The organism is Bifidobacterium leontopitheci, from assembly GCF_009193355.1.
GTDB classification, from domain to species: Bacteria; Actinomycetota; Actinomycetes; order Actinomycetales; family Bifidobacteriaceae; genus Bifidobacterium; species Bifidobacterium leontopitheci.
In genome coordinates this window covers 27,952-44,096 of sequence record NZ_WBVT01000001.1, presented here as the reverse complement: position 1 = coordinate 44,096, position 16,145 = coordinate 27,952, and the positions used below count along the sequence as shown (strand labels likewise).

Below are 16,145 nucleotides of genomic sequence, written 5' to 3'. Positions count from 1 at the left end.
GTCCGATCGTCCACTGAACGGCTCAGGGGTGGACGCGCAGCATGCGTTCGAGCGCCACCTTGGCCTCGCGCGCGGTGTCCTCGTCGACGGTGATGCGGTTGACGATGTTGCCCTGTTCGATGTTCTCCAGCGCCCAGGCGAGGTATGCCGGGTGGATGCGGTACATGGTCGAGCAGGGGCAGACGACCGGGTCGAGGCAGAACACGGTCTTGTCCGGGTACTGGGCGGCGAGGCGGTTGACGAGGTTGATCTCGGTGCCCACGGCGATGGCGGAACCGGCCGGCGCTTCGGCGATCTGCTTGACGATGTACGCGGTGGAGCCGACGCCGTCGGCCGCGTCGACGACCTGCATCGAGCATTCAGGGTGCACGATGACCTTGACGCCTGGGAACGTCTGGCGTGCGCGTTCGATCTGCTCGACGGTGAACCGCTGGTGCACGGAGCAGAAGCCCTTCCACAGGATCATTCGGGCGTTCGCGTAGTCCGCCGGGTCGGCGGCGCCGCCCATCGCCCTGAACGGGTCCCACAGCGGCATCCGGCTCAGCGGAATGCCCATGGCCCGCGCGGTGTTGCGGCCCAGATGCTGGTCGGGGAAGAACAGGACGCGCTTGCCGCGAGCGAACGCCCATTCGAGCACGGCGTGCGCGTTCGAGGACGTGCAGACGATGCCGCCGTTACGGCCGCAGAACGCCTTGAGCGCGGCGGACGAGTTCATGTAGGTGACGGGGATGATCGGCTGCAGGCCATCGGCGCCGGGGGTGCGGCCGCAGATGTCGCCGAGCTGCTCCCAGGCTTCCTCCACCTGGTCGATGTTGGCCATGTCGGCCATCGAGCATCCTGCCGACAGGTTCGGCAGCGTCACGCTCTGGTCGGGCTTGGAGAGGATGTCGGCGGTCTCGGCCATGAAGTGCACGCCGCAGAACACGATGTGCTCGGCGTCAGGGCACTGGGTGGCGTTCTTGGCGAGCTGGAAGGAGTCGCCCACGTAGTCGGCGTGCACGATGATCTCGTCGCGCTGATAAAAGTGGCCGAGGATGAGCAGCTTGGAGCCGAGGCGGGACTTGGCGGCGCGGATGCGCTCCTGCAGCTCGTCGTCGGATGCGGTGCGGTATTCCTCCGGCAGCACCTGCTGGCGGGGGGCGCCGGCGGGCAGCCGGTCCAGCATCGAGGCTCCGGGGCCGTAACTGGGGGTGGTGGTGTCGAAATGCCATGGGTCCTGGGTCAGGCCTGCATCGCAGGTGCTGGTCGCGCCGAGTCGCGCGATGATGTCGTCGACCGAGGGTCCGGAGAGTGTGGCAACGCTCATGGGTGGTTCCTTTCCTTGACGGGTTTCGTGGTGTTGTGAATGATGACGGTTGGTGTTTGGCGCGGTGGCGCTCCCCCAGTCGGCTTCGCTGACAGCCCCCTCCACCGAGGGGGCCAAGAGAAAACAGCCGGCTTCGGCGGGGGCATAGAGCGGGGTGGATGTGGGTTAGGGCAGGGCGGAGGGCATGAGCACGGCCATGGCCTCCTCCAAGGGTGAACGCTCACCGTGGTCGGGCGCGTCGGTCTCCCCGCCGTCGTCAGGCTCGAACGGTATGTCGTGCCGCTGCCGCTGTGGCGTGTACCGGTAGACGGCCGCAGGCCGGTGCCTGCCCTCGCGCAGTTTGTCGCCGGTGTCCTCGAGCTGGCCTGATGCGAGCATCCGCCGGCGGAAGTTCGCCGCGTCGATGGGCTCGCCGGACACCGCCTCGTAGACGCGGCGCAGTTGGCGCAGGGTGAAGGTCTCGCCGACGAGCCGCGTGGCGATGTCCGAGTATTCGATCTTGTTGCGCATTCGCCACAGCGCGTAGTCGATGATGCGCCGGTGGTCGAAGGCGAGCCGCGGCAACGCGTCCTCCGGGAACCAGCGCACGTTGTCGCCGTCCGTGAAGTCGCCTGCGGCCGCGTGACCGATCATCGCCCAGTACACGATGGAGATCATCGGCAGGCCGCCGCGCGACCTGCCGGGGCCGCCGAACGTGTACAGCTGCTCCAGATAGTCGGGATGCAGGTCGGTGGTGGTCTCCAACGCCCGGTAGGCGCACTGCTCGAGCGACCGGTCGGCCCTCAGGCCTCCGCCCGGCAGCGCCCAGCAGTCCAGATACGGCTGACGGACGCGGCGGACCAGCGGAATCCACAGTTTGGTGCCGGAGTGCGCGTCACCGGCGTCCGCATCGGCATCCTCCGGTCCCAACGCGAGGATGACGACGGACACGCCGACCTGCGGCGGCTGCATCCGTCGTTCCGCGATATTGCCCATGGCCATGCGTCTGCCCTCCGGTCGCCGTTGCTGAACGGTACCCGAGCATATCACTTATAGTCACCATGACCATAAGTCAGCGTGTCATGCGGCGTCCCCCTCGACGGCGGCCGCGGAATCCGGCAGGAACGGCGCCAGCGACGGCAGCTGTTCCAACGAATCGAGCCCCATCTTCTCCAGGAACAGGCCGGACGTCACCAGCAGCGCGGCATGGGAGTCGGCGTCGACCCCCTGCTCGCGCACCAGCCCGCGGACCGTGAGCGAACGGATCACGCCGTCGGAGTTCACGCCGCGGACCGCCGCCACCTGCGCCCTGGTGACCGGCTGGCGGTACGCGATGATGGCGAGCGCCTCCAACGCCGCCTGCGACAGCCGTGCGACCTGACCGTCGGTCACGAACGCGGCGACGATCCGCTCGAACCGCGCGCGGCTCGCATACTGCCATCCCCTGGCCGTGTGGCGCAGCTCGAAGCCGCGCCGCTGCGCGTCGTAGTCGTCGGCAAGCCGGCGCAGCGCCCGTTCGACCTCATTCTGGCCGACCGACAGCACACGGGCGAGGTCCGCCGCCTGCTGCGGCTGATCGGCGACCATGAGGATCGCCTCAAGACACGATTCCAGCCCGCCCGGCAGCGACGCCGCCGCACCGTCCGAGGCCGGGCCGTCCACCACGTCACTGTCCGTCACACCGCAACCCACCACGTCACTGTTCGGAACGTCATCATCCAGAACACCACTATCACCGACGCTCATGCGAAATCTCCTTCATCGATTGACACATCGTCCGCGGTCTCCTCCCCGGCTCCCCCGCCGCCCGCCGGCACAACGCCGCGCACCCACCGCAGGTCGAGCGTGGCGTACGGCCCGGCCTGCCGAAACTGCAGCACCCCCTGCTTGAAGAACAGCAGCACCGCAAGAAACCGGGCGACCACCTCGATGCGGCTGCCGGCATCGGCGGTCAGCTCGGCGAACGTCATCGACGAACCCTCCGGCAGCGCACACAAACGATCCCTGACCACCCGCGCCTGCGCACGCAGATCCACGAGCGGCACATGCAGCTGATGCAGTGCCACCTCATCGACGGGGGCGTTCGCAATCACCTGCGCCGCGATGCGAGCCAAATCGTCCGGACCGACCGTCCACGCCAGCTCCGGCAGCATGGCGGCGACGGCATCGTCCAGCGCGGCCGGATGGGGGAACCTGCCGGCGTTGGCGGCAAGACGGGCGCGGAAATCGTCCGCCGCCTGCTTGAACGCCCGGTATTGCAGCAGCCTGGCGAACAGCAGGTCACGTTCGCGCAGCGCCTCCAGCGTCTGGTCGTCACGCTCGTCATCCGCCTCGTCGTGCGGCAGCAGCGCGGCGCTTTTCGCCTCCACCAGCACGGAGGCGACGTCAAGAAAGGCGCTCGCCTCCTCCATGTTGCGCGCCAGATCAAGCGTGCGCACGTAGGCGAGGAACTCCTCCGTGACCGTCGACAGCGACACTTCGGTCAGCTCGAGACGACGGTTCGCGATCATGGACAGCAGCGCGTCGAAAGGTCCCGAATACACGGCCAGGTCGACCGAGAACCCCTCGGCGAACGTCGCGCCTGACATGTCGGGCGGCATGTCAGGCGCGTCCGGGCGCACGTCCGGAGCCCCGTCGTAGCCGGTCATGGCGGTCAGGCGACGATGCCGCGCGCAATGAGCTCGCGGGACACCTCACGATACTCCTTGGCGGTCTTGTGGTTCGGCGCGTAGATGGTGATGGGCGCCGCCGCCACCGTCGCGTCGGGCAGTTTGATGGAGCGCGAGATCACCGAATGGAAGACCTTGTCCTGGAACGCCTCGTAGATGCGCTGCAGCACCTCCTCGCAGTGCAGCGAACGCATGAACATGGTGACGAGCACGCCGTACACCTGAAGGTCGGGGTTGATGCGCGACTGCACCTTTTCGATGGACTGCATGAGCAGCGCCACGCCGCGCAGCGCGAAGAACTCGGCTGCCACGGGGATGATCACGCCATCGGCTGCCGTCAGCGCGTTGACGGTGAGCAGGCCGAGGGACGGCTGGCAGTCGATGATGATCACATCGTACTCGTTACGCAGCTTGCGCAGCACGCCGGCGAGGATCTGCTCGCGCCCGACCTCGGTGACCAACTGCACTTCGGCGGCGGACAGGTCGATGTTCGCAGGCATGATGTCCAGGTTCTCGAAATCGGTGTGCTGGACGATGTCATGCGGGTCGACACTCGGATTGAACAGGGCCGTGTACACGGTGTTCTCCACGGCGTTCGCGTTGATGCCGAGGCCGACCGTGGCGGCGCCCTGCGGGTCGAAGTCCACGATCAGGCAGCGGCGGCCGTACTGGCTGAGCGCGCCTGCGATGTTGATCGAGCTGGTGGTCTTGCCCACGCCGCCCTTCTGGTTGCACATGGCGATGATGCGCGCGGGACCGTGGCGCAGCAGCGGTCCCGGCGCGGGGAACGTCTCGTATTCTCGTCCAAGCAGATCAGTAGGCATAGGGTTCACCTTATCATCATCGGCGTTCACCGTGGACGAAGACGCTCCGGCGGTGTGCGATCGGCGCTGCCGCGCCGCGCCGGCGGAGGCTTCGGCCGCATCGCCAGTGGTTGCAGCGTCTTCGTTCAAGTTGTTTGCGGCCAAGTCGTCTTCGTTCAAGTCGTCATCGGTCATATCATCGTCGCTGGTATCGTCGGCCGGTCTGACGGACATGCCGGCGGCGATGTCGTCGACGGGGGCCGCCGCATACGTCCCGTGAATGGGCAGCGCCCCCTGACGGTCGCCTGCATCGTCGACGGAGAACCGCGAATACGCGATACGAACCATGCCCGGCCCCTCCTTATGTCACGGACGCGATATGCCGTTCATCCATGCGCGCGGATGGACGGCGAGGGCCGGGATGACGGCGCCATCCGCAAGCCCTGTATCATCTTAGCGCGGGTATGGCCTTGCGGCCGCGGGCGGAAGAGGCGGCCGAGTACAGGCGCGCTTGGTCACTGTACATGCGGACGCTGTACGGATGGTCACCGTGCGGATAATCACCGTGCGCGCGGATGCGAGGTGAGATAGGTCTCGATCAGCGTCTCCGGGCTCACATGCGTGTAGATCTGCGTGGTGGTCACGCTCGCATGGCCGAGCAGCTCCTGCACGGTGCGCACGTCCGCGCCTCCCTGAATCAGGTGCGTGGCGAAGGAGTGCCGCAGCGTGTGCGGGTGCAACGGCTTGGTGATGTGCGCACGCTCGCCGGCGAGTCTGATGATCTCCCACACGGATTGTCTGGAGAGCCTGCGACCGCGCTTGTTGAGGAAGATCGCGCGGCGCTCCGGCGTTCCCTTGGATTTCGCGATACGCGCCTGCAGGACCGGCCTGCCGTCGGCGATGTAGCGTCGCAGGGCCCGGCATGCGTAGCTGCCGACCGGCACGAGGCGTTGTTTGCTGCCTTTGCCGGTGAGCCGCGCCACGCGAGCGTCGTCAAGGTCGACGTCGTCCAGGTTCGCGCCGACCGCTTCGGAGACGCGGGCGCCGGTGGCGTACATGAATTCCAGCAGCGCACGGTCGCGCAGGCACACCGCCTGTTCGAGGTCGAGGGGCGTTCCCTCGCCGACCGTCGGTATGGCGTCGAGCAGGCGCGTCACCTCGTCGATGGTGAGCACGTCCGGCAGGGTGGACGCCGCTTTGGGCGCCTTGACCACGGCCGACACGTCGGAGGACACCTCGTGGTTGGCCAGTGCGAACCGGTGCAGTTCGTGGATGCTGGCGAGCCGTCGCGCCCTGGTGCTCGCGCTCTCCTGCGCCATGGCCAGCATGACGACGTACGCTTCGATGTCGTCCGTCGTGACCTCGCGCAGACGGTGGTGGCCCTGTGATTCCAGCCATTGGGTGTAGAGGTCGAGGTCGGAGCGATATGCCGCCACGGTGGCGCGGGACAATCCACGCTCCACGTCGATGTGCGCGATGAAATGGTCCAGCAGTGTCGGCAGGTCCTGAATTGGCATGGTCTACAGTCTACGGCACCCGTACCGCATCCGTATGCCGCCGACGCAGGATCGTCTCCGGCAAGATCGTCGCCGGCAGACGGGCGGATACGAAGAAACCCCGCACTAAGGCGGGGTTTCGACTGGACGGTGAGGTCCTTATCGTTGCGTCTTATACGCTACGGACGGCTCACGCCTCGACCGGGGCGTTGACGTCAGCGGGCAGAGCGGCCTTGGCCTGCTCGACGATGGCCTTGAAGGTCTCCGGATCGGAGACGGCCAGCTCGGCGAGGGCGCGGCGGTCCAGCTCGATGCCGGCGAGACGCAGGCCCTGGATGAAGCGGTTGTAGGTGATGCCCTCAGCGCGGACGGCGGCGTTGATGCGCTGGATCCACAGCTTGCGGAAGTCGCCCTTGCGAGCCTTGCGGTCGCGGAAGTTGTAGGTAAAGGAGTGCAGCAGCTGCTCCTTGGCCTTACGGTACAGACGGGAGCGCTGGCCGCGGTAGCCGGACGCCCTTTCGAGAACGACGCGACGCTTCTTGTGGGCGTTCACTGCGCGCTTGACACGTGCCATATTCTATTCCTCAGCTTTCTTGGTATGACGTCTGTGATGCTGTCGACTGTGCTCAGCGGCCCAGCAGCTGCTTCATGTTCTTGGACTGCGCGGTGGCCAGCACGCCGTCGGCCTTCAGGGCGCGACGCTTGCGAGCGGACTTGTGCTCCAGGTTGTGGCGCATGGCGGAGCCGGCGTGCATGAGCTTGCCCGAACCGGTGACGCGGACACGCTTCTTCGCAGCGGAATTGGTTTTCATCTTCGGCATTGCTGCCCTCCTTGTTGGTTACTTCGTTTCGGAAGTCTTGTCGTGCTTGTCGGCGCCGGACACCGCAGCCTTGGCGCTGGCTGCGGCCTGACTGAGCGCTTCCTGCTTGGCGGCGAGTCGTGCCGCCTGCCGTGCCTGCCGTTCCGCACGCGACTGGTCGCCGCGACGGCGCTGCTCCGACTGGGTGTGCACCTTCTTGCCCTTGGGGGCAAGCGTCATGATGATGTTGCGCCCCTCCTGCTTGGGACGGGATTCGACGGTGCCGTACTCCTCCACATCGGCGGCGAGACGCTGCAGCAGCTCAACGCCTCCGATGGGACGGGACTGCTCGCGTCCGCGCAGCATGATGGTGACCTTGACCTTATCCCCACCGGTGAGGAAGCGGACGACATGCCCCTTCTTCACCTCGAAATCATGGTCATCGATCTTCAGACGGAAGCGAATCTCCTTGATTTCTGCGGTGCTCTGGTTACGGCGGGCTTCGCGGGCCTTGATCTTCTCGTTGTACTTGAACTTGCCGTAGTCGATCAGCTTGGCGACAGGAGGCTTCGCATTGGGCGCCACCTCGACGAGATCGAGGTTCGCTTCCTTCGCAAGGTTGAGTGCGACCGAGGTCGCGATCACTCCCACCTGCTCGCCGTTCGGGCCGATCAGGCGTACCTGCGAGACGCGAATCTCGTCATTGATACGTGGTTCGTCGCTAATGATGACTCCAATCCTCATGGTTCCCTGGGCATTCCCGCTGGGAGGTCATCGGATTCGAATCCTTGAATGACAGCATGACGCAACGTCCCTGATGATCCATCACATGGCGATGTCACGTTCCTCGCGCGTTCGTCGGTCTCTATCGGAGACGACGCACAATCAGGCTGTCAGCCTTGGACCCGAAGCCATGATGGGCTTCCAGGTGGGGTCATACCCGCTTTCTTGATTTCTCAAGCCTTGTAGATAATACCACATGGTGCGATATCGGCGTGTCGCGCGATGTCGGCGCGAAGGCGATACCGCCGTGGCGATGTGCCAGCGCCGCGACGTACCGGTACTGCGACATACCGATGCTGCGGCGCCGGTGCCTCGCTCCGCCGGGTGCAGGACGCGCACGCTACTGCACGGATTTGAGTAGTCCCGACACGCCTTCCTTGCGCAGCAGTTCGCGGTACGGTCCCGCCTGTTCGGCGATGAGCCGGTCGATGGCCTGCATGCCGAGCACTTCGACCGGCGCCTTGTCGTCCGTGAGCACGGTCGCCCCGGCATCGGACGTCACCGGCTCAAGCCGTTGCGCGACGTCCTCCATGGCCGAGCCGAGCTGCGCGTCCTGCGTTCTCTCGTCGGAGGCGTCCCGCAGCTTGCCGGTGCCCGCATACGAGCCTAGGTCGCCCAGACCGTCCAATGCGGAGGCCTCCCCGTTCTTGGCGAACAGCTCGCGGTTGGTAGCGCCCGGCACGTCGGCGGCAAGCAGCGCGCGCGGTCCGAACACCGAGGCGATCGTGCCGGTGAGCGCCTCGTTGATCGACCCCTCGCCGTCGGAGATCATGTTCATGTTGACCACCATCACCCCGCCCGGGTTCAGATGGCGTTTGACCATGCGGAAGAACTCCGCGGAACTCATCTGGAACGGGATGGTGATGTCCTGGTACGCGTCGACCATGATCACGTCGTAGGTGTCGTGCGAGGCGGCAAGCCACGCCCGGCCGTCATAGGTGCTGACGGGGATGTCGTCCGGCTCGTCGAAGTACCGGCCGGCCAGCGCGGTGATCTTCGCGTCAATCTCGACCCCGGTCACCGACATGCGTGGATAGAACCGCCTCAGCTGCCGGGCGTAGGTTCCAGTGCCCATGCCGAGGATCAGCGCCGACCCGGCCTTGTCGGCGAGCGCGGGGGCGGCGAGCGCCGTGTCGTAGTACATGCCGGTCAGCCCGGGGCGCTTCATGGTGACCGACTGCACGCCGAACAGCACGTTGGTGGACAGTATCGTCCGGTCCGGCAGGTTCTTGACCTGCAGATAGTTGTATATGGACTCGCCCTCGTAGACGACGACCGACCGGTTCTCCCAGAAGGCGAATCCGCTCATCGGCGACAGGCAGGCGCTGACGGCGAAGACCGCGGCGCACAACGCGCAGGTGATGCGCCGCACCTTCGAGGCGAGGAAGTACACCACCGCGAGCGTCAGGAGCAGTCCGGAGAATATCAGGAACGTGACGAAGGTGCCTACGGCCGGTATGGTGACGAATGTCGGCAGGAACGTGCCCAGGATGGAGCCGACCGTGTTGCAGGCGGACAGCCTGCCCACCACGGACGCGTTGTTCTCCAGCGAGTCGGTGGCGAATTTGTTCAGTCCCGGCGTGACGGTGCCGAGCAGGAACAGCGGCGGCACGAAGATGATCATGCAGCTGACGAACGCGGCGATGACGAGGAAGTTCGTGGATACGGTGACGATCAAGAGACCGGATATGAGGATGATCACGTATTTGCCGGCCAACGGGATCAACGCGATCCACACGGCGGCGAACAGGATGCGCAGGTACAGCCGGTCCGGATTAGGGTCGCGGTCCGCCCAGCGGCCTCCGAACACGGCACCCAGCGCCAGGGCGATCATGATCGTGCCGATGATGATGGTCCACACGATCTGCGAGCTGGAGAAATAGGGCGCCAGCAGCCGCGACGCGCCGAGCTCGGCGGCCATGACGCCCATGCCGGAGAAGAACTCGGTGATATAGAGGAACAGCTTCGACGACAGTATCGGGCGTTTGGCCGCGCCGTCCTTGGTTGTGGTCATGGGAACCGCCTTCCTGCCTTGATCCGCCGTGGTGCAACGGGACCCCCATCGCCCGACACGCACCCCGATATCAGTACATATGTTTGAATACCATAACAGTACCCCGGCACAAATCAACTCCAGCGACACGGCAAGGAGCATACGTTGACTGACCATATATCCCCTAGGATGGGCGCCGCCACGCCCGCCGGCACGATCAAGGAATGCACGATCCTCGCCGCGGGCGAATACTACGGCTCCACCCCTCCGTCAGCCGCGCCCGGAGCGCTGGTCATCGCCGCGGACGGCGGCCTTGACCATGCGAGAAGGCTGGGCATACACGCGGATCTCGTCATCGGCGACTTCGATTCGGTGAGCAGTGACGCGGACCCCGGGGACGGCGCGATCCGCCTGCCCGCGCAGAAGGACGACCCGGACCTGCTGTGCGCGCTGAAGGTCGGCTGGCACCGGGGAGCGCGCAGGTTCCATGTCTACGGTGCGCTCGGCGGCAGGATCGACCACACCATCGCGTCCATACGGCTTATGGGGTTTCTGGCCGAGCAAGGAGGGACGGGCTTCCTGTACGGGGACGGCTATGTCGTCACGGCGGTCCATGACGGTTCGCTGCGGTTCGCCGCCCATCCGGCCGCGCCGCGAAGCATGGTCTCGGTGTTCTCGTTGAGCGACCGGTCCGAGGGCGTCACCATCAGCGGATTGAAATACGTGCTGCATGACGCCGAACTCGCGAACACGGCCGTGCAGGGGGTGAGCAACGAATTCCTCGACCATGCGGAGGCGTCGATCGACGTGGCGCGGGGCACGCTGGTCGTCACGTTCCCGGCAGGATCTCCGTTGCCGTCGGTGACGCATCATCATGAATTCACCGGGAGTTTAGGCGAGCTCGACATGTCCGTCTCGGCGGCGCTGGCACGTCCGGCGGCCGGTGGAACGGCACTGCGAACGCCCTTGTGAGCGCTCACGGGAATGTCGTCCATATTATGCCCAAAGCGACACCGGAACCGTTGCTCTAGTACAGACGGCGCATTACAGTAGGTGATGTTGGCAAAATGCGGTCGCGAGTGCCAGCCACCCGCGATCTACCCACAAGGGAGAACACATGACAGTTAAGATTGGTATCAACGGCTTTGGTCGTATCGGTCGTCTCGCCTTCCGCCGCATCTTCGAGCTCCAGGCTCGTGGCGGCCAGGCCGGTGACATCGAGGTCGCTGCAATCAACGATCTGACCACCCCGTCCATGCTGGCCTACCTGCTGAAGTACGACAGCACCCACGGCACCTTCCGCCACGATGACGGCACCCCGGTCGAGGTCACCTCCACCGAGGACTCCATCGTCGTCGACGGCAAGTCCTACAAGGTCTACGCCGAGAAGGACGCCAACAACATCCCGTGGGTCAAGAACGATGGCGTCGAGTTCGTCCTCGAGTGCACCGGCTTCTACACCTCCGCCGCCAAGTCCCAGGCTCACCTGAACGCCGGCGCCAAGAAGGTCCTGATCTCCGCCCCGGCCAAGGACGACACCACCCCGACCGTTGTGTACGGCGTGAACCACACCATCCTGAAGCCGACCGACAACATCGTGTCCGCCGGCTCCTGCACCACCAACTCCATGGCCGCCATGGTCAAGCTGCTGAACGAGAAGTTCGGCATCAAGGTCGGCTTCATGACCACCGTGCACGCCTACACCGGCACCCAGATGATCCTCGACGGCCCGCGCTTCCCGAAGGCTCGCAACAACCGCGCCGCCGCGATCAACACCATTCCTCACTCCACCGGCGCCGCCAAGGCCATCGGCAAGGTCGTTCCTGAGGTCAACGGCAAGCTGCAGGGCCACGCCCAGCGCGTCCAGGTTCCGGACGGCTCCATCACCGAGCTGACCACCGTCCTGAACAAGGAGACCACGGTCGACGAGATCAACGCCGCCTTCAAGGAGGCCTTCTCCAACACCGATTACTACGGCTACAACGAAGACGGCATCGTGTCCTCCGACATCATCGGCGACACCCACGGTGGCGTGTTCGACCCGACGCAGACCGACGTCAACACCGTGGACGGTGTGACCATGGCCCGCACGGTCTCCTTCTACGACAACGAGTACGGCTTCACCTCCAACATGATCCGTACCCTGCTGTACTTCGCCGAGATCTCCGAGTGAGTCCCCGCGGCCACAGCCGCATAGGATGCATCACGGATTCGTGACGAATCGATAAGAGGCCTTGCAGCGTTCACTCGCTGCAAGGCCTCTTTTCATATGCCGCACTGTATCAGCATCACAACGCCCGGCGCACGCCGTGAGCTTCCTTCTCTCTCTTCTTCCCTATTACAATCCTTTGTGTGTTGTCACAGCGGGTAGCTACCCGCTGTGACAACACACAAAGGATGCGGCAAACAGAGGGGAAGGGAGAAACCGCTGTCACCAGGTGCCGATGGGAGCGGCGACGGCGTCAAGCACCTTCAGCAGGTCATGCGGGTCGATGCCGATCGAGAAGCCGCGCTTGCCGCCTGAGAGCAGGATCTCATCGAACTGCATCGCGCTCTGGTCGAGCACGGTCTTATGCCGCGTACGCTGGCCGAGCGGCGAAATACCGCCGACCACATAGCCGGATTCGCGCATGGCGACCTTCGGATCCGCCATCGCCGCCTTCTTGGCGCCGACGGCGGCGGCCAGCGCCTTCAAATCCATGTGCCCACTGACGGGGACCACGCCCACCACACGTTCGGAGCCGGTGTCGGCCATCAGGGTCTTGAACACCTGATGCTCATCGAAGCCGAGCTTTTTCGCGGCCTCCACACCATATCCGTCATCCATGTGATCGTTCGAATGCTCGTATTCGTAAGTCTTGAACGGCACGCCGGCCTTTTCCAACTGCACGGTCGCCGGAGTGGAACCGGCGCCCTTCTCATGTTTCGATTTCTTCGCCATACGCACCATCCTAACCATTCAACGCGGATTCGTGCGGATGAGGATCAAGGTCGGCGACAAGGCACGCTGCAAGGCATGTTGATTGCTCGTCGCGGGTGACGCTCCCCCAGTCACGGCTTGCAGCCGTGCCAGCCCCCGCCACCGAGGGGGCCGAGGGATTCGCCCCTTACGGGCCCCATCATCACGTCGCCAGCCTCTGCCGCCGAGGGGCCGGGAAAAGGGTCGGCGTCGCCGGCGCAAGTCGCTCGTCCGCCCCCGCTGGCGGGGGCTGTCAGCGAAGCTGACTGGGGGTGGCTCCACGAAAACACGGCGAAGCGACTACTACGCCCGCGAAGGTTGCCGGCGCAGCTCCGACGGCAGTACGAAATGCATGTTCTCCTTGATGGTCTCCACGGTGGAGACTTCGGTGAAGCCGCGTCCGCGCAGCGCCTCGATCACGCCGGCGACCAGCTCGTCGGGCACGGACGCGCCGGACGACACGCCGACCGCATCAACCCCGTCGAACCATGTCGGGTCCATTTCGCCGGCGTCATCCACCCGGTGGGCAAGCCCGCGATCGCCCAAAGCCTCCTGGGCGACCTCCATGAGCCGCACCGAATTCGACGAGTTCGCCGACCCCACGATCACCACGCAATCGGACTGCTGCGCAATGAGCTTGACCGCCGCCTGACGGTTGGATGTGGCGTAGCAGATGTCGGAGCTCGGCGGCTCCTTGAGCCACGGAAATCGGGCCTTGAGCGCGGCGATGGTCCCCGCCGTCTCGTCGATGCTCAGCGTGGTCTGGGTCAGGAGCACCAGCGGCTGGTCGGGCCGGAAGTCCAGTGATTCGACGTCCGCCGCATGCTCGATGAGATGTACATGCTCGGGGCTCTCCCCCACCACGCCGACCGCCTCGTCATGGCCGCGGTGCCCGATGTAGATGATCTCGTAGCCTTCGCGCACAAACCGGAGCACCTCACGGTGCACCTTGCTCACCAGCGGGCATGTGGCGTCGACGACATGCATGCCGCGTGCCGCCGCCTCGGCCTTGACGCCCGGCGTTACGCCGTGGGCTGAAAAGACGATGGGGATGCCGGCAGCCGCGGCCGCGTCGGGAACCTCGGACAGCTCCTGCACGAACACCGCCCCCTGCGCGGCCAGATCGTCGACGACGTGCCGGTTGTGCACGATCTGGCGACGCACGTACACCGGCGGCAGTCCGTCCTTGCGCGGACCACCCGACGCCTTGAGAATGGTCTGCACGGTGAGGATCGCCCGGTCGACGCCGGCGCAGAATCCTCGGGGGTCGGCCAGTACGATGCGCTTGCCCATAGTCATCTCCTCGTTCAGCCGGGTCGCGACAGCGGCCGTCACGATAGTGACCGCCGCCGCGTCCCGGATCGAACATCCGAATCGAAATCCGCATCCAAGGGTATCAGCCACACCGCGACACCCGCGCGGTCCGACGTATCGCGACATGCGGCTGCAAACGTGCAAAACACCGGCGGGAGCATTACGATGGTGACGATAACATCGTCAGGCGATGCCATCACCGTCGATCAGGGAGCGCAAACATGGGTACCACACCACGTACAGGAAACCAGTATTCGATTCATTACGGCGACTTCTCCGCCGTGATCTGCGAGCTCGGCGCGAAAGTGCGCCGCTTCGACTACGGCGACAAGGAGGTGTTCTGCAGCTACGGGCCGGACGACCTGACCCCGACCTGCTGCGGCTACATCCTCGCCCCGTGGCCGAACCGCATCAAGGACGGCGAATACGATTTCAATGGCAAGCACTATTGCGCCCCGGTGAACGAATACCATCCGTCGCCGCGCAACAACGCCAACCATGGCTACGCCTACCAGTACATGTGGCGTCTGGAGTCGCTCACCGAGAACGGCGTCACCCAGTCGCTGCGGTTCCCGAACCTTGACGGGTACCCGTTCGACGTGACGGTCAGCGCCACCTACGAGCTGGGCGAGCAGGGGCTGACGGCCACCGTCACCGCGCGCAACGACGGCGACGAGCCGGCTCCGTGGGCGCTCGGCCTGCATCCGTGGCTGTCGAACGGCCGCAGCGGCGCGACCAGTGCCGAGCGCGACGCCGATTCCGCGCGCTGCCGGCTGAAGATCGACGCGGACACGCATGTGACGGTCGACGCCGGCCTGGTGCCGAACGGGACGGAGCCGGTCGACGGCACCGCGTTCGACCTGCGTGAGGGCCCGGTGCTGGATGGCCGTTCGTTCGACGACGCATGGGTGGACGTGCATCGTGCTGCGGACGGCACGACGACGACGGTGTTCTCCCGTCCGGATGGTCTTGAGGTCAGGCTGGTCGGCGACAGGACCATCAACGCCTGGCAGTGCTACACGGCCACCGGCGCGCCGTTCGACCAGCATCCGAACGGCATCGCGGTGGAGCCGATGACCGCTCCGGCGAACGCCTTCCGCAGCGGCGACCATCTGACGGTCATCGAGCCGGGCACCAGCGTGACGACCGTGGTGCGCTACGAGGTATCCGTCCGCTGACGTTCCGACACCCGTTCCGTCGTCGTCCGTACCGTATGTGATAATTTCCAAGGCTTATTAATCGTAGTAAAGGAGTCCATCATGGGCATGCGCGGACGCAAGCGCAAGGATCGTCGTAAGAAGGCCGCCAATCACGGCAAGAGGCCGAACGCCTGATTCTTGCCCGGCACGTCGCATGACGTACCGGTGACGAACAACAAAGACCTGTGACGCAGGGTTCATTCCAGCGTCACAGGTCTTTTTGCATTCCGCAGCATCGTGACATCGGCCGCATCCACGTCAACGTCAATGTCAACCGCGTCAACGTCAATCACGTCACGCTGCTCGCCCTTGCATCGTGACGGCACGCCGGAAACCCTTGAAAACACTGGGGTTTCAGAGTAGTGTCACCGTGCCCGGGCGAGCAGCGCGACGGCCGTCATTGTCGACCGTCGTCGCGTCACCGCTGATCGTCGTCGCAGCAGCATCGGTCCAAGGTGGCCCGCAGCCGGGTAAGCAGGCATTCGGGTGCAGCCTCGGGGCGCAGGTAGGCGCGCAGCATCGTGATCATCGCTCTCTCCCGCGCGTCGCAGCACGTCTCCGGGTTGAAACACTCCCCGTCAACGTCAGCGCCGCCGGCCATTGCGTCATCATCAGCAACGGCGTCTTCGACGGCACCACTATCAACAGCGCCATCCACAACAGCGCCACCCACGACGACGTGATTCTCAACAGCGCCACCCACAACGACGCGATTCTCAACAACGTCACCCACGGCTCCGGATGCGTAGGACACCTCGCTGACGTGCACTTCGGTGTGCGTCGTCCCATCCTGCGTGATGTGGGTCACGGAGACATGACCGTGCCGCAGCATCGGTCGCATCGG

At 65.1% G+C, this 16,145-nt stretch carries 18 protein-coding genes; 5 read left to right on the top strand and 13 right to left on the bottom strand.

The features are described 5' to 3' along the window. Window positions 1-22 precede the first annotated feature (22 nt). The 10 genes from nadA to F7D09_RS00150 form a co-directional block, all read right to left on the bottom strand. Window positions 23-1,306, bottom strand: a complete 1,284-nt coding sequence (nadA, locus tag F7D09_RS00195; RefSeq protein WP_152233430.1) for a quinolinate synthase NadA — start codon at window positions 1,304-1,306, stop codon at window positions 23-25. 165 nt (window positions 1,307-1,471) lie between these two features. Continuing rightward, window positions 1,472-2,287, bottom strand: coding sequence for an NUDIX hydrolase (locus F7D09_RS00190; RefSeq protein ID WP_152233429.1), 816 nt, complete (start codon window positions 2,285-2,287; stop codon window positions 1,472-1,474). Between the two features lie 78 nt (window positions 2,288-2,365). Continuing rightward, the gene (gene scpB / locus F7D09_RS00185; RefSeq protein WP_152233428.1) at window positions 2,366-3,031 is read right to left on the bottom strand and encodes an SMC-Scp complex subunit ScpB; all 666 of its coding nucleotides are present in this window, start codon (window positions 3,029-3,031) and stop codon (window positions 2,366-2,368) included. Beyond that, on the bottom strand, window positions 3,028-3,885 hold the full coding sequence (locus F7D09_RS00180) for a segregation and condensation protein A (protein WP_152233538.1): 858 nt from the start codon (window positions 3,883-3,885) through the stop codon (window positions 3,028-3,030). Before F7D09_RS00180 ends, scpB begins: the two co-directional genes overlap by 4 nt. A gap of 53 nt (window positions 3,886-3,938) precedes the next feature. Then, on the bottom strand, window positions 3,939-4,778 hold the full coding sequence (locus F7D09_RS00175; protein WP_152233537.1) for a ParA family protein: 840 nt from the start codon (window positions 4,776-4,778) through the stop codon (window positions 3,939-3,941). A 539-nt stretch (window positions 4,779-5,317) separates the two neighbouring features. Beyond that, window positions 5,318-6,274 (bottom strand): site-specific tyrosine recombinase XerD, encoded by a 957-nt coding sequence (gene xerD, locus F7D09_RS00170; protein ID WP_152233427.1) that lies wholly within the window; start codon window positions 6,272-6,274, stop codon window positions 5,318-5,320. A gap of 169 nt (window positions 6,275-6,443) precedes the next feature. Next, on the bottom strand, window positions 6,444-6,827 hold the full coding sequence (rplT, locus tag F7D09_RS00165) for a 50S ribosomal protein L20 (protein WP_152233426.1): 384 nt from the start codon (window positions 6,825-6,827) through the stop codon (window positions 6,444-6,446). Between the two features lie 52 nt (window positions 6,828-6,879). Beyond that, on the bottom strand, window positions 6,880-7,074 hold the full coding sequence (gene rpmI, locus F7D09_RS00160) for a 50S ribosomal protein L35 (protein WP_152233425.1): 195 nt from the start codon (window positions 7,072-7,074) through the stop codon (window positions 6,880-6,882). 18 nt (window positions 7,075-7,092) lie between these two features. After that, window positions 7,093-7,797 carry a translation initiation factor IF-3 gene (gene infC, locus F7D09_RS00155; RefSeq protein ID WP_152233424.1) on the bottom strand — a complete coding sequence of 235 codons (705 nt, stop codon included), beginning with the start codon at window positions 7,795-7,797 and terminating at the stop codon, window positions 7,093-7,095. 379 nt (window positions 7,798-8,176) lie between these two features. Then, window positions 8,177-9,850: a spermidine synthase gene (locus tag F7D09_RS00150; protein WP_226835780.1), complete on the bottom strand. Its 1,674-nt coding sequence runs from the start codon at window positions 9,848-9,850 to the stop codon at window positions 8,177-8,179. A 168-nt stretch (window positions 9,851-10,018) separates the two neighbouring features. On the opposite strand from F7D09_RS00150, the gene F7D09_RS00145 reads away from it, so the two are divergent. Both F7D09_RS00145 and gap read left to right on the top strand, forming a co-directional pair. After that, window positions 10,019-10,801 (top strand): thiamine diphosphokinase, encoded by a 783-nt coding sequence (locus tag F7D09_RS00145; RefSeq protein ID WP_152233535.1) that lies wholly within the window; start codon window positions 10,019-10,021, stop codon window positions 10,799-10,801. 145 nt (window positions 10,802-10,946) lie between these two features. Then, window positions 10,947-12,002 (top strand): type I glyceraldehyde-3-phosphate dehydrogenase, encoded by a 1,056-nt coding sequence (gene gap / locus F7D09_RS00140; RefSeq protein ID WP_152233423.1) that lies wholly within the window; start codon window positions 10,947-10,949, stop codon window positions 12,000-12,002. Window positions 12,003-12,260: 258 nt separating this feature from the next. On the opposite strand, the gene ybaK is transcribed toward gap, so the two are convergent. Both ybaK and F7D09_RS00130 read right to left on the bottom strand, forming a co-directional pair. After that, window positions 12,261-12,770 carry a Cys-tRNA(Pro) deacylase gene (gene ybaK / locus F7D09_RS00135; protein ID WP_152233422.1) on the bottom strand — a complete coding sequence of 170 codons (510 nt, stop codon included), beginning with the start codon at window positions 12,768-12,770 and terminating at the stop codon, window positions 12,261-12,263. Between the two features lie 321 nt (window positions 12,771-13,091). After that, window positions 13,092-14,087, bottom strand: a complete 996-nt coding sequence (locus tag F7D09_RS00130) for a 4-hydroxy-3-methylbut-2-enyl diphosphate reductase (protein WP_264371956.1) — start codon at window positions 14,085-14,087, stop codon at window positions 13,092-13,094. A gap of 236 nt (window positions 14,088-14,323) precedes the next feature. On the opposite strand from F7D09_RS00130, the gene F7D09_RS00125 reads away from it, so the two are divergent. From F7D09_RS00125 to F7D09_RS11585, 3 genes are all read left to right on the top strand, one after another. After that, complete coding sequence (locus F7D09_RS00125) at window positions 14,324-15,280, top strand: aldose 1-epimerase family protein (RefSeq protein ID WP_152233420.1); 957 nt, start codon at window positions 14,324-14,326, stop codon at window positions 15,278-15,280. 81 nt (window positions 15,281-15,361) lie between these two features. Next, window positions 15,362-15,436 (top strand): 50S ribosomal protein bL37, encoded by a 75-nt coding sequence (locus F7D09_RS11700; RefSeq protein ID WP_003817083.1) that lies wholly within the window; start codon window positions 15,362-15,364, stop codon window positions 15,434-15,436. A 50-nt stretch (window positions 15,437-15,486) separates the two neighbouring features. Continuing rightward, entirely contained in the window at window positions 15,487-15,621 is a 135-nt protein-coding gene (locus tag F7D09_RS11585) for a hypothetical protein (protein ID WP_264371955.1), read from the top strand. Between the two features lie 98 nt (window positions 15,622-15,719). Here F7D09_RS11585 and F7D09_RS11010 read toward each other — a convergent pair whose 3' ends face one another. Further along, window positions 15,720-16,004 (bottom strand): hypothetical protein, encoded by a 285-nt coding sequence (locus F7D09_RS11010; RefSeq protein WP_376863649.1) that lies wholly within the window; start codon window positions 16,002-16,004, stop codon window positions 15,720-15,722. Between the last annotated feature and the right edge of the window lie 141 nt (window positions 16,005-16,145).